The 15,319-nt window shown below is 41.3% G+C and carries 3 protein-coding genes; 1 reads left to right on the top strand and 2 read right to left on the bottom strand.

Annotated features, from left to right (window positions below; all coding sequences use genetic code 11):
• Positions 1-8: 8 nt before the first annotated feature.
• Positions 9-8,765, bottom strand: coding sequence for an FG-GAP-like repeat-containing protein (locus F6K23_RS05190; RefSeq protein ID WP_293151525.1), 8,757 nt, complete (start codon positions 8,763-8,765; stop codon positions 9-11).
• A 340-nt stretch (positions 8,766-9,105) separates the two neighbouring features.
• A complete protein-coding gene (locus F6K23_RS05185) occupies positions 9,106-10,170 on the bottom strand; it encodes a TIGR03032 family protein (protein ID WP_293151522.1) in 1,065 nt (354 codons plus the stop codon).
• 1,270 nt (positions 10,171-11,440) lie between these two features.
• Between F6K23_RS05185 and F6K23_RS05180 the strand changes: the two genes are divergently transcribed.
• Entirely contained in the window at positions 11,441-15,319 is a 3,879-nt protein-coding gene (locus F6K23_RS05180; RefSeq protein WP_293151519.1) for an endonuclease/exonuclease/phosphatase family protein, read from the top strand.

Here is a 15,319-nt window from a genome sequence, read left to right as displayed (position 1 = left end):
CTATAATATCATATCTCCTCAATAGATTGATATTCTATGAAGTCTAAGCCAGTCGTATCAATAATTTGAGTATTTTCGAGAATAGCGATCATTTCACCATTGAGAACAAGAGCTGTCATATTTTCATCAATATTGGGAACAAACTCTATTTCTTCAAAACTAAAACCGACTAAAGCTAAAGTATCCTCATTACTAAAGTCAGTTATGGTATTAACTCCTTCAAAAGCAGTTAATACAAAGCGATCGCCATCTTCACCACCACTGAGAGTATTATTACCCTGACCACCATAGAGTAGGTCGTCACCCTGACCACCATTTAGTAAGTCATCGCCTTCCCCACCAATAAGGGTATCTTTTCCTTTGTCACCATTGATGCTATCGTTACCTATTCCTCCGTGGACAATATCGTCACCCTTACCGCCATTGATGCTATCGTTACCTGTACCTCCTGAAAGTTTGTCATTACCTCGGCTTCCATTGAGGTAGTCATCTCCTTCACCACCGTGGAGTTGGTCATTTCCATTACTATCTTGGCTGGCATCACTACTACCACCGTAGATACTATCGTCTCCTTTGTCTCCCATCAAAATATCATCATCGTTGTCTCCAAATATAGAATCATTACCTTTACCTGCATAGACAGTATCTTTGTTTTTCCCTGCATAGACAATATCTTCACCTTGAGTTGCATTGATTAAATCTTCTTGACGTCCACCAAAGATTATATCGTTATCATTATCATTAGTAGGACTGTTAGTCTGACTTACTTGAAGTAATTCTGCACTACCTGTACCACCAATAATAATATCACTACCATCCATACCCATGAGGCGATCGTTGCCATCATTACCGTAGATGGCATCAGCATTTTCGGTGCCAATGTAGTTGTCGGTGTCTGAAGTTCCCATAAAGGTATTTTCTTCTGGGATCGTACTGGTGGCAGCATTAAAATCTACTATTGGTGGTATCGGTTCGGCGGGTATCAACAGAATTGTTTCTTCTGGGGCTAAAACGGTAGTTAATTCTGCTTCTACTTCGGGAGTTGGCTGTAGTTCAAAAATGGGATCTAAACCAGAAATAATTTCTGGTTCTGATACCGAGGTTGGTTCGGGTACAGATTGTGGTTCTGGTGTTGGTTCTAGTGTTTGCTCTGGAGTTGGCTCCGGTGTGGGTTGTGGCTCTGGAGTTTGCTCTGGAGTTTGCTCCGGTGTGGGTTCCAGTGCTGGAGTTGGAGTTGGTTCCGGTGTTGGTTGTGGCTCTGGAGTCGGTTGTGGTTCTGGAGTCGGTTGTGGTTCTGGAGTTGGAGTTGGTTCTGGAGTCGGTTGTGGTGTGGGTGCTGGAGTTGGTTCCGGTGTGGGTTGTGGCTCTGGAGTTGGTTGTGGTTCTGGTGCTGGAGTTGGCTCCGGAGTTGGTTCCGGAGTTGGTTCCGGTGTGGGTTCCGGAGTTGGTTCTGGAGTTGGTTCTGGAGTTGGTTGTGGCTCTGGAGTTGGTTGTGGTTCTGGTGCTGGAGTTGGCTCCGGAGTTGGTTCTGGAGTTGGTTCTGGAGTTGGTTGTGGCTCTGGAGTTGGTTGTGGTTCTGGTGCTGGAGTTGGCTCCGGAGTTGGTTGTGGTTCTGGTGCTGGAGTTGGTTCCGGTGTGGGTTGTGGCTCTGGAGTTGGTGCTGGAGTTGGCTCCGGTGTTGCTTCTGGTGCTGGAGTTGGCTCCGGAGTTGGTTGTGGTTCTGGTGCTGGAGTGGGTTCCGGTGTGGGTTGTGGCTCTGGAGTTGGTGCTGGAGTTGGCTCCGGTGTTGCTTCTGGTGCTGGAGTGGGTGCTGGTGCTGGAGTGGGTTCCGGTGTGGGTTCCGGTGTTGGCTCCGGTGTGGGTGCTGGTGCTGGAGTTGGCTCCGGAGTTGGTTCCGGTGTGGGTTGTGGCTCTGGAGTTGGTTCTGGAGTTGGTTGTGGCTCTGGAGTTGGTGCTGGAGTTGCCTCTGGTGCTGGAGTTGGTGCTGGAGTTGGTGCTGGAGTTGGTTGTGGCTCTGGAGTTGGTGCTGGAGTTGGCTCCGGTGTTGGTTGTGGCTCTGGAGTTGGCTCCGGTGTTGGTTGTGGTTCTGGTGCTGGAGTTAGCTCCGGTGTTGGTTCCGGTGCTGGAGTTGGTTCTGGAGTTGGTTGTGGTTCTGGAGTTGGTTCTGGAGTTGGTTGTGGCTCTGGAGTTGGTTGTGGCTCCGGTGTGGGTTGTGGTTCTGGAGTTGGTTGTGGCTCCGGTGTGGGTTGTGGCTCTGGAGTTGGCTCCGGTGTTGGTGCTGGAGTTGGCTCCGGTGTTGGTTCCGGTGCTGGAGTTGGCTCCGGTGTGGGTTGTGGTTCTGGAGTTGGTTCTGGTTCTGGAGTTGGTTCTGGAGTTGGCTCCGGTGTGGGTTGTGGTTCTGGAGTTGGTTCTGGAGTTGGCTCCGGTGTGGGTTGTGGTTCTGGAGTTGGTTCTGGCTCCGGTGTGGGTTGTGGCTCCGGTGTTGGTTGTGACTCTGGAGTTGGTTCTGGAGTTGGTTGTGGTTCTGGAGTCGGCTCTGGTTCAGTGTCGTTGTCAGCGTTAGTAACAGTAATATCAGTAACGGCAATACCATCATACTCAACATCGCTGCTTGTTGTAGTTGTCTCTAATGTGAAGTTGATATCTCCATCTACTTCTGCATCATCTACTCCTGTAACTGTCAATATTTGCGGAATATCCCAATTTTCTGGAGTAAATGTGACGTTGCTAATATCTACTGTGCCTTCTGTTGTGTCATTTGAAGCAACTGCTACTACTACATCATCAGTAGGTTGACTGTTTAATAATATTTCAAAGCTTGCTGTTGTCTCATCTTCGCTTGTACTCAGATTTGTAGGAGAAACAGTTATTCCTGGCGTACCTTCATTTTCGTCTGTGACGTTAACTGTAATGGTTTGGATATCGGTTGCACCATTGCTGTCTGATGCAGTTACTTCTATTTCGTAAACGTTATCTTGATTTTCATCTGTTGGTAACTCAAAGTCGGGAGCTGTCTTGAATGTTATTTCTCCACTATTTTCGTCTATTTCAAATAAGCCAGAGTCTGCTCCTCCCGTAATAGAATAAGTTATTGTATCCTCATCAACATCTTCGGCGATTACAGTGGTTACTATGGTAGTGTTTTCGACTACTGTTGCTGTACTATCGCTAGTAATAATAGGAGGATCGTTGACTGGAGTGATTGTTATATTGGCTGTATCAGTATCGCTACTAAATGCTGTTTCATTACCGTTGCTGCTGACATCTACTTTATTTCCTGTCGTACCTGATGTTCTATCCCAAGCTCGGAAGGTTATGGCATCAACTGTACTACCGTTATAGTTTTCATTTGGTGCAAATAATAGTCTGGTGTTATCATCTGCTGCTAATAACAAGGCACTGGTGTCTGAAACTGCTCCTACTTCTGTCCAAGTTATACCTCCATCTATGCTATAATGCCAAGTACCATTGGTTTCGTCTATTGTAGTAATAGCAATACCTGTAACTGCATCGGTATCGGAGTCGGTGACGTTGCCTGTTGTCAGGGCGACTATTTCGCTGACTAGGTTGCCTACTGTTCCGGTAAGGATGGTATCTTCATCTACTGTTAATTCTATGTCGGCGGTTGTACCCGTAGCATCTAAAGTGTTGTCTAATACTGGAGCATCATTTTCAGCAGTAACTGTTATTTCTGCTGTTTGAGGGTTGCTTTCTAGGATGCCATCGTTGACTGTTATAGATATAGTGCGACTAGCGGTAGGGTTATCGGAGGTATTTTGGTAACTGATAGCTTCTATTAAAGCTTCGACTGCTGCAACAGTGGCATCATTAGTGGTAAAATTGATTATTAGCTCGGAACCATCTACAGCATTATTAGTTCCATCTATGCTACCTATGGTGTTGCTTTCATAGCTAATATTCGTGCCATCGAATCCTATTTCACCTGTTCCCGTACCAATGTTTGCCACTGTAAGTTGGTCTGCGGTAGTATTGCCAACTGTATAGTTGATAGTGATGTTACCACCATTGAGGTTGTCGTTTTCGGCAGCAAGAGTGACATCATTATCTATTATTTCTGCTGCTATATTGAGGGCATTTTCTGCAAATGCAACAGAGTCTAGGTTACTTAAAACTGGAGCAGATATTGTTTCGTAGAGAGCAATTTTATCGTCCTCACCTGATGCACTTAAAATATCCACATCTCCATCATAGTCTATATCAACGGCAAATACAGAAGATGCACCATCAGCATTAGTAGAAATCACTTGTTCGGTAAAATTATTACTGCCATCGTTGAGGTAAACTGCTATTTTATCATCATAAACTGATGCACTAAGAATATCCACATCTCCATCACCATCCACATCCGCAGCAAATACAGAAAATGCACCATCAGCATTAGTAGAAATTACTTGTTCGGTGAAATTATTGCTACCATCATTCAGGTAAACTAATATTTTGCCATCATCGCCATCAATTAATGAACTTAAAATATCTACGTCACCATCACTATCAATATCTGCTGCAAATACTGAGAAAGGAAATTCACTATTATTAGATATAACTTGTTCGGTGAAATTATTGTTGCCGTCATTCAAGAAAAGAGCTAATGTTTTGTCATTAGGTATTGGGGGTTCCCCTGGTAATGGAGAGGTACCGAAAGAGTAAGGCGATGTCCTTAAAACATCTATATCACCATCATTATCAATATCCACAGCAAATACTGAGAGAGCAAATTTTGCCTCAGCGGATACTCCCTGTTCGGTAAAATTATTGTTACCATCGTTGACATAAAGACGGACATCGTTTTCTACAAGAAGTGGATCGTCTGGTAGTACTATTGCAGAATTGTCAGCGATAGAAGTATCTAAAATATCTATATCCCCATCATTGTCTATATCAGTAGCAAATACTGACACAGTACCATAAGCAGTATCAGAAATAATCTGTTCTGTGAAGTTGTTACTACCATCATTGAGGTAGGCAGCAATTTTACTGTCACCGTCGGAAGCACTTAAAATATCTACATCTCCATCAGAATCTAAATCTATAGCAAATACTGAAATAGCATTGTCTGCATTAGTAGAAATAACCTGTTCGGTGAAGTTATTATTGCCATCGTTGAGGTAAAGGGCAATTTTGTCATCATCAGTTGATGCACTTAAAACATCGACATCTCCATCATTATCTATGTCAGCAGCAAATACTGAAACAGCACCATCTGCATTAGTAGAAATAATCTTTTCATTTGCCCCTATTATTTTAGATGTTGGTTCGGGGTTATCTGTAATAGTTAGGGTTGCTGTTTCATTTCCAGGAATAGTTGTTACAGCATATTGTTCTGGTGCGTCGGTGGGTTCTTCTGCAAGAGTAAGAGTGACTGTTTCTGCTGCATCGACAACGGTATCGTCCCTGGGAACTATTTGTATGTCAACGCTGGTTTGTCCGTCGGGAATAACTACGCTACCTTTTTCTCCGTCAAAAGTTACTGTGGGAACTGTGTTGTCTACAGTGTGACTGCCTTGAATATCAAAGTCAATATTTTGGGTAGCAGTACCAGAGATGGTGAAAAATACTGTAATGTCACCGTTAGTTTCCGTACCTCTGTCAATAGTGAAAGTTCCTGGAATTGCTCCTGCTTCTGCGGGTTCTCCTGTGGCGTTGATACTGACAACAGGTAGGGAAACTGTTTCATACCAGACTATTTTACTATCTCCATCTTCTATATCTAATCCGCTTAAGATATCTACATCTCCATCCGAGTCTATATCTGCTGCAAAAACTGAAATAGCAGCATAAGTATCGGTAGGAATGATTTGTTCTGTAAAGTTATTACTACCGTCATTGAGGTAAACGACGATTTTATTGTCAAGAGGAGAAGAAGCTAAGACATCCAAATTTCCATCTGAGTTTATATCCGTAGCAAATACAGATAATGGAAAGTCAGTATTAGTCGAGATGACTTGTTCGGTAAAGTTGTTGCTGCCATCGTTGACGTAAAGGGAGATTTTATTGTCACGATTAGAAGAACTTAAGATATCAACATCCCCATCATTGTCAATATCTGCTGCAAATACAGAAGTCGCACCAAACTCAGTTATCAGTTCACCATCTTCAGCTCCATTAGTAGTAAAAATCACCTGCTCGGTAAAATTGTTACTACCATCATTGACATAAAGGGAGATTGTATTTCCAATGTAAGAAGCACTTAAGACATCAATATCTCCGTCTGAGTCTACATCTACAGCAAATACTGACAAAGCACCATGTGCATGAGTAGATACTCCCTGCTCGGTAAAGTTGTTGTTGCCATCGTTGACATAAAGGCGGACATCACTCTCTACAAGAAGTGGATCTCCTGGTATTACTCCAGCATTTGTAGCAATAGAAGTATCTAAAATATCTATATCCCCGTCATTGTCTATATCAACGGCAAATACTGACACAGTACCATAAGCAGTATCAGAAATAATCTGTTCGGTGAAGTTATTACTGCCATCATTGAGGTAGGCAGCAATTTTACTATCACCGTCGGAAGTACTTAATATATCTACATCTCCATCAGAATCTAAATCTATGGCAAATACTGATGTTGCACCATCTGCGTTAGTAGAAATAACCTGCTCGGTAAAGTTATTATTGCCATCGTTGAGGTAAAGGGCAATTTTGTCATCATCAGTTGATGCACTTAAAACATCGACATCTCCATCATTATCTATGTCAGCAGCAAATACTGAAGTAGGACTATCTACATTAGTTGAAATAATATTCTCATTCGCTCCCACTACTTTAGAGGTTGGTTCGGGGTTATCTGTAATAGTTAGGGTTGCTGTTTCATTTCCAGGAATAGTTGTTACAGTATATTGTTCTGGTGCGTTGGTAGGTTCTTCGGTGAGAGTAAGAGTGACTGTTTCTGCTGCATCGACAACGGTATCGTCCCTGGGAACTATTTGTATATCAACGCTGGTTTGTCCGTCGGGAATGACTACGCTACCTTTTTCTCCGTCAAAAGTCACTGTGGGAACTGTGTTGTCTACGGTGTGACTGCCTTGAATGTCATAGTCAATATTTTGGGTAGCACTGCCAGAGATGGTGAAAAAGACTGTAATGTCACCGTTAGTTTCTGTACCTCTATCAATGGTGAAAGTTCCTGGAACTGCCCCTGCTTCTGCGGGTTCTCCTGTGGCAGTGATGCTGACAACAGGTGGCTCGTCATTATCAGTAACAACAAATTCTATACTATCTTCTGTATAACCAGTAGCAGTTGCAGTCAAATTTACCGTCCGATCGCCATCATCTATTAAGTCGTCAACAGCATCAACACTAAAAGTTACTGAAGTTTCGTCTACTGGAATAGTTACTGTAGATGGAACAGTTGCTTCTGTGGTGTCGCTACTAGCGAGATTTACTTCTAGGGAGGCAGCAGTGCCACCTGTACGAGTGACTGTGACAGTTGCTGCATTTTCTCCGTCTGCTTCGGAAATGTTATCAATATCTATACTTAAACTGAGGGAAACTGGGGCGTTAGTAGCAACATAAATTCCTTCTGTACCATCCGTAAACTGAGCTGTAAAGGCAATTTGATTTTCACTTAAACCATACCAACCAAAAGCTAAATCACTGATGGTTTTTCCTTCTAGGGATGTATTACCATCAACAACTTTTTCTAATACATTGTTGAGATTTGTATATATTCCTTGTTGTTCATCTGTTCCCACTCCAATAAATGCGACTTTTCCATTATCGTTAATTGAATATAAGTCAGATGGAAAACTATCAAATAGATTATCAGGGTCTTCAGAGGTAAATCCCGTAAAGTTACCAGTACCGTCTGGAATGGATGTATTTGTATCTACTACTAAATTAATTCCACCGATATTTGTATATATGCCAAGACTTCCACTTATATCTTGGCTAGCAGCAAATACTATTTCATTATTGTTATTGAGGATAGGTCTACCGAAGGAGAAAAAATTTTCAGTGCTACTAGGAATAGGGGTATTTCTATCAGCTATAAGACTTAAAATACCTTCGGAATTACTATAATAAATTCCTGGTTCGTCAAAGTTTGTGGCAGCATAACCTAAAAATGCTACAGTTTCATTATTATTAAAAGATGGACTACCAAAACCTTCAAAATTGTCTGTTTCTCCTGGTATAATAGTATTTGTATCGGCAATTATATTTATGTCTCCGATATTAGTATAAATTCCCTCAAGTTCTGGTATTATAAAACCAAAATCATCATATAAAAAACCTGCAAAAGCTACATTTCCATTGTCATTTAGGAAAGGAAAAGCATCAACTTCTTCAAAGGTTTCTGTGTTGCCTGGAATAGTAGTGTTAATATCAGCAACTTTGTTTAACCCACCAATATTTGTATAAATTCCTGTATCAAATAAAATCCCTTCCAAAGGATCGTTTAATGCTAAAACTCCTCTAAAAGCTACATTTCCATTATTATTAATTATGGGGGGAAGAAAACTCATAAAAGTATCTGTTTCGTCAGGAATTGGATTATCTGGAATTAAAGTATTTGTGTCGGCAACAACATTTAAGCCACTAATATCTGTATAGATACCAATTTGATTTGCAGAATTTCTTCCTAAAAATGCAAGATTTCCTGCTTCATTAATAGCAGGCCAAATTAGATCGCTAAAATTAGTTTCTCCATCTTCTATATAATAGCCAAAATTTGCAAAATTTTCTGTACCATCTGGAATTTGAGTATCGGTATTAGCAATACGAGTAAAGGTAAAAGTCATAATTTTATCTCCTTAAATTTTAATGCCGACCTACTTATTTATTTAGAGATTATTTATCAAGTTTTGTAAAATCAAGCGATCGCAACATAACTAATTAGGGTTTGCTGATTAAATGTCAAAGCATTGATAGATAAAGACTTTAGCTGTTTTAGGTTGAAAAAAGTGCGCCTGTTTTCGGTAAAGATTGCTCAAAACACTAGCATTTTGTGCAAGAGTTGGGCAGAACAATTTTGGGACAAAACGCCCGCTCCTACCTCCTCTACATTCCCATTTCTCCTGTCTCCTGTCTCCTGTCTCCTGTCTCCTACCCCAGCAAAAAGACTTTTTCAGCAAACCCTAATTAAATCTCTACACTAAGATCCCGGGTAGCTACTCGTCTCAACTCCTCTGACTCTTGCAAACCAATACAACCTGGATATCGCACTCTCGGCAATACTGCTACATCGTACAATTCAGTAATAATCCCTTCTACACGCAACCAATGAACAATATTGCCAGTCTTCCAATTTATGACTTGCAAGCCACAAAAAGCTTCTACTCCCTTTTGTGTCAATTTCTCCTCAAGAGCTAAACCAGAAAAAGTTTGTTCCCTTAGTTTGGATAAACCGACAATTGCATAATCTTGCCAAAATGTCAATCCGCGTAAATACCCATCAAAAAACGCAATAGGTTGAAATTTGCCCGTTTTCTGTTCTATATAGCCAAATTCTCCTTTTCCTGAATTGAGCAACCACAGTTTATTCTGGTAAAAACGGGGAGAGTGGGGCATCGAGAGTCCAGTGGCAATAATTTCTTTACTGGGAACATGGATAATGCAGCCTCCATTACGCCGTTGCTCTCTCCACCCGTCTACCACATCCGACTGACTGCAAGCAGTAACGTAGCTTGGTTGTCCATCAACGATCGCTAATCCATTTAAGTGGCATCGGTCTTCAGGGACAAGTTTAGATATAAAAGGTGGTTTCCAGAGCGGGACAAAACTGTAGCGATCGCTCAATGTCGCCAAACAGTTAAATAAGGTATTAACAAAAATAATTTGTTGGTTGTCGCTTCCCCATCGGGCAATGGCAATATCATGTGCATCTAATTGGCCAATTAACCAACTGCGACGAGGAACATACATTTTATCGCGCCCTTTAAATAACTGGTCTTTTTCCACCATATTTTCTAACTGCCATATCTGGTAGCGAGTAGCCAAAGTTAAGCTGTCAGAGGAAGTAGCATAAAGTCCCATAGGGCGATCGAAAGTCCGCATGGTTACTCCTAAACTACCATCAGACTTAACCCCAATGAAAAAAAGTCGATTAGATTGATAGGTAGTAAATGCTAAACTTACTTTCTCAAAGTTCAACCAGTCAATGATTTTTTGAGAACCAAGAATTTCAAATTGTGCTGTTTTTGACATTAGTTTTGAGTTTTTCCGTCCCTGATTTCACTATATTTTCCCTGTTTTGACAACTGAGCAGTCTGTCGAAAAACTGGTTTAGCCATCCCCACTGTTAACCCACAACAAAGAGAAAGTTTTTTTCTCACTAATTATCCGGACATAATATAACTATTGTCTTCATAAAATTCACCCTTAATATCGTCGATTAAATTATATCTCTGTACAACTAGGCACTTATGCAGTTTCCCAAAGTTTCAAGTAGTTAATATTTGATCGTCTATGCCTAGTTTTTTTTTCTCTGGAGGTCGGAGAGTTGGTCGTCCTGCATCGTCCTGCATAGTAGATGGAGATCAGGAAAACTTAGAACGGGAGCATCTTGTTCCCACTGTCTATACCGTGACAAAAATAATTATATCATGTCCGGTTAAAGAGTTATAAATAAATGACAGAGGAGTCAGGAGGGAAGAAAGAATAAGAAACAGCAGGAGAAGGAGAAAATTTTTTTATCGCTAATTATCCGGACATGATATTATATAGAATCCGGTTATATAGTATATGTTCATTATTCAATCTCCCCATCTCCCCCAACAATACAATTAAGTATTCAACCGGATTTGATATTACTCATTACTCCTAACTCATTACTCATTACTCATTACTCATTACTCCTAACTCATTACTCATTACTCATTACTCATTACTCCTCAGTAATACGATAACTAATTACCCGGATTCTATATTAGATACTAATATCAAATCCGTTTAATTCGGTATACAAAAATGTTCCATCTTCAACCATTACCAAATATTTCTCTCACTCCCCATCTCCCCATCTCCCCATCTCCCCATCTCCCCATCTCCCCATCTCCCCATCTCCCCATCTCCCCATCTCCCCATCTCCCCATCTAATTACACCGATGCTACCGGATTTGATATAATACCATTACAATGTACAACTACCAGAGAGTTTAATATCCGAACTTGCATTAAATTTCTATGGTTCAAAATTGATTGACTTCACACAATCTTCACAAAACTGATAGGTAATATAAAGTTTCTACAAAGATATTGAGTTTTTAACTTAGACTTAACCCAAGATTGGATGACATTTGTTTAGATTAATTAAGTAATTTACAAATTACCAAGAAGTTGAGCATCAGCTCGCCGATAATATCTTGATTTTGTGTGTAATATCACTCACATATGAGAATAAATCACAAAGAATTATCAAACCAATACTAATTAGTCAAATACATTAACCAATAGTCAAATTAATTAGGAAATAGAAATGGCTGCAACAACATTATCGTCAGGAGATATAGCCATTATTGGCTTTAACTTTGATGACCCAGATGAATTTGCCTTTACACCATTAGTAGATATTGGTGCAGGTACAGAAATTAATTTTACCGATAACGGTTGGCAAGCTGCTGGTACTTTCAGAGATACTGAAGGAGATTTTACTTGGACAGCACCCACAGATATTGCTGCCGGAACAATAATTAATCCTACTATAAGTAGTATTTTATTTTCAGCCAGTGGCGACCAAATTATTGCTTACCAAGGGGATAGTCACAACCCCACCTTTATTTACGCTCTCAATAGTGAAGGCAACCCCGGAATATGGCAGTCTGACTCCACCAGTTCCAATACTTCCGCCTTACCCACAGGTTTAGTTAATGGTGAAACAGCAGTAGCTTTAGACGAAATTGACAATGCCATTTATACAGGTATTACTTCTGGAACACAAGCAGAATTATTAGCAGCGATCGGCGATAATTCCAATTGGTCTGGCAGCAATAGTCCCAGACAGACTATGCCAACAAACCCTTTCAGCGTAAGTGGTGGTGATGGAGCAACAACCCCTTTAATCAGTGAATTCCAACCCAACCCAATAAGTACCGATCCTGCTCAGACAACCTTTGAACTCAGTGGGACACCGGGAGATTCCTTTGATGGCGTAATTGTCAGTATTGAGAGTGACCCTGGCAATGCCAATCCAGGAGACATCAATAATTTTGAGTCAGTTTCAGGAATTTTTGATGCTAATGGTTTGTTAACTGTCGATATTCCTGATTTGGAAAACCCTTCATTTACAGTAGCGCTTTTGTCTGATTTCACAGGAGATACCTCTACTGACATTGATACTGACAATGACGGAGTACCAGATAACCTATCAACTTTTGGTACAGTTTTTGATGCTATTGGCGTACCTGATACAACAGGTGATGAAGCTTTCCTCTATGGTACAGACCTCGGTGGAACAGACTTTACCTATACAGGTGATGAACCCAGATTGATATTCCGGGATGGGAGTGTAGGAGACCTTTATGCCATTAACGATCCAGACAACGGTCAAGTTTTTGATGTTAATGGAACTGACGTAACTCCAGCAATTTTTGATACTGACCCCACTATTGGTACTGATACCTTTGGAACTATCAACCCTAGTATTGGTAGTAGCGCCTCCAACCCAGTCATTAATGAAGTATACGTTAGCCATACTGGAACAGACGACACTGAATTTATAGAAATATTTGGCACCCCTGGTACATCATTGGATGGCTTAAGTATTATTGGTGTCGAAGGAGATAGTGGGTCTGCAATTGGTAGAATTGACGCTCAATTTGATTTTGACTCAACCCATATTATCGGCGACAACGGCTTTTTCTTAGTCGGAAACCCTACAGGTTTAGCAAATAACTATGCAGTTGCTCCGAATGCTGATATTAGTAATAACTTCCTAGAAAATAGTAGTTCGACTGTTGCTTTAGTTGAAACCAGTAGTATTTCTGGTACTTCTGTTACAGGTAGCGAAGTTGTTCTCGATACTGTTGCTCTTACAGATGGTGATGCAGGAGATACTTTCTTTTTTGATGCTCCTGTTATTGGTCCAGATGGTCCATTTTTACCTGCAGGTGCCCGTCGAGTCACCGATGGAGTCGATACTGATACAGTTAGCGACTTCGTAATTAGTGACTTCTTCCTAGGTCCTGATAATACTCCTACTGCTGGAACTTTTGATAATGGTGGTGGTGAAGAACCAACTTTAACTCCTATCTACGAAATTCAAGGTGCAGCTCACACCTCCGCTTTAGAAGGTCAAACAGTTACTACTACAGGTATTGTCACAGCAGTAGATACTATTGGTTTCTACCTACAAGATCCAACAGGAGATGGTAATGATGCCACCTCTGATGGTATATTTGTCTTCACTGGTTCAGCGCCTGGAGTTAGTGTAGGTGATGAACTACAAGTTGATGGTACAGTCTCTGAGTTTACTCCTGGTGGTACTTCTACTCGCAACCTATCAACTACTCAAATTAGTAGTCCTACAATCACGAATCTTTCCAGTGGTAATACTCTTCCTGATGCAGTGATAATAGGTTCAGGTGGTCGCGTACCTCCAACGGAAAATATTGATGATGATGCTTTTGCCAGCTTTGACCCGACAACCGATGGCATTGACTTCTTCGAGTCTTTAGAAGGAATGCGAGTCACTGCTCAAAATGTAGTTGCGACTGCTCCTACAAACCGCTTCGGTGAAATTTTTACTGTTGTTGATAATGGTGTAGGTGCTACAGGAATTAGCGATCGTGGTACGCTCAATATCAGTCCTGACGACTTCAATCCAGAGAAAATCCAGATTGATGAAGATACTGGAATTTTACCAGGTTTTAACTTACCTCAAGTTGATGTCGGCACTGAACTTGGAGATGTTACTGGGGTGGTTTCTTATGATTTTGGTAATTTCCAAATTCAACCCACTCAGTCATTTACCGCTGGTAGTTCTACTATTCAAGCTGAAGTTACCAACATTACACCGGAAAACGATCGACTCACAGTTGCTAGTTACAACGTTCTCAATCTCGACCCCAATGATAGTGATGGGGATACAGATGTTGCCAATGGTCGCTTTGACACTATTGCTAGCCAAATTATTAATAACCTGAGTACACCAGATATTATTGGACTACAAGAAGTTCAGGATAATAGCGGTTCTGTAAATGATGGTACTATTGCTGCGGACGAAACTCTCCAGACTTTGGTCGATGCGATCGCTGCTGCTGGTGGTCCAGATTACGAGTTTATTGATAATACTTTTATTACAGATGGTGCGAGCGGAGGTCAACCTGGTGGAAATATCCGGACTGCGTTTCTGTATAATCCCGATCGTGTTGGTTTAGTTGATGGTTCTGTTCAAACTATTGGAGACCAAGATTCTGGTAGTGCTTTCGAGGGCGCTCGTCTACCACTGGTTGCTGACTTTGAGTTTAATGGTCAAGAAGTCAGTGTTGTTAGCAACCACTTCTCTTCCAAGGGAGGCAGTGCGCCGATTCTGGGTGTCGAACAACCTTTTGATGCTCGTCAGGAAGACACTAGCGTTAACGGTAGTCTTGATGAGCGACAAGCTCAAGCAAACGCAGTCCAGGGATTTGTTGCAGATACTCTAACTGCTGACTCCAATGCAAATGTTGTAGTGCTAGGAGATTTTAATGAGTTTGAGTTTGTTTCTCCCCTGAATACCCTGGAACAAAATCTGACAAACTTAACGGAAACACTACCTGAGAATGAGCGTTATAGTTTCATCTTCCAAGGAAATTCTCAGTCTCTGGATCATATTTTGGTGAGCGATCGCTTGAATGAAGGTGCTGATTTTGACATTGTTCATGTGAACAGTGAATTTGCTGAAACCAATCAGCGAGCAAGCGACCACGATCCGATAATAGTTGGTTTGAATTTGGAAAGTTCTACTCCTGGAGAGGTGATTGAGGGTACTCGGCGTCGGGATAATTTGATTGGAACCGATGGCGATGATACTATTACTGGTTTCCGACGTCGAGATGTTCTCACTGGTGGCGGTGGTGACGATACATTTGTCTACACTAGCATCATAGATGCAAGGGATATCATTACTGACTTTGAAGTTGGCAGCGATAAAATTGACCTAGCTGAATTATTGGATGGTGTTGGTTTTGCTGGATTCGATCCCATTGCTGATGGTTATGTTGGTTTCCGTTCTCGTCGTGGAAATACTATCCTGACTATCGATCCTGATGGTACTGCTGGTAATGGTCGCGCTCGCTCTTTCTTGTTAGTGCAAGATGTTAATCCTGCGGAATTGAATAATCCAGATAATTTCATTTTTTCCAGTTTTATTGATTAG

The sequence above is a fragment of the Okeania sp. SIO2C9 genome (assembly GCF_010672455.1).
Classification (GTDB): domain Bacteria; phylum Cyanobacteriota; class Cyanobacteriia; order Cyanobacteriales; family Microcoleaceae; genus Okeania.
The sequence above is the reverse complement of the archived record's forward strand: the minus strand, read 5'-3'. Positions and strand labels throughout refer to the sequence as shown.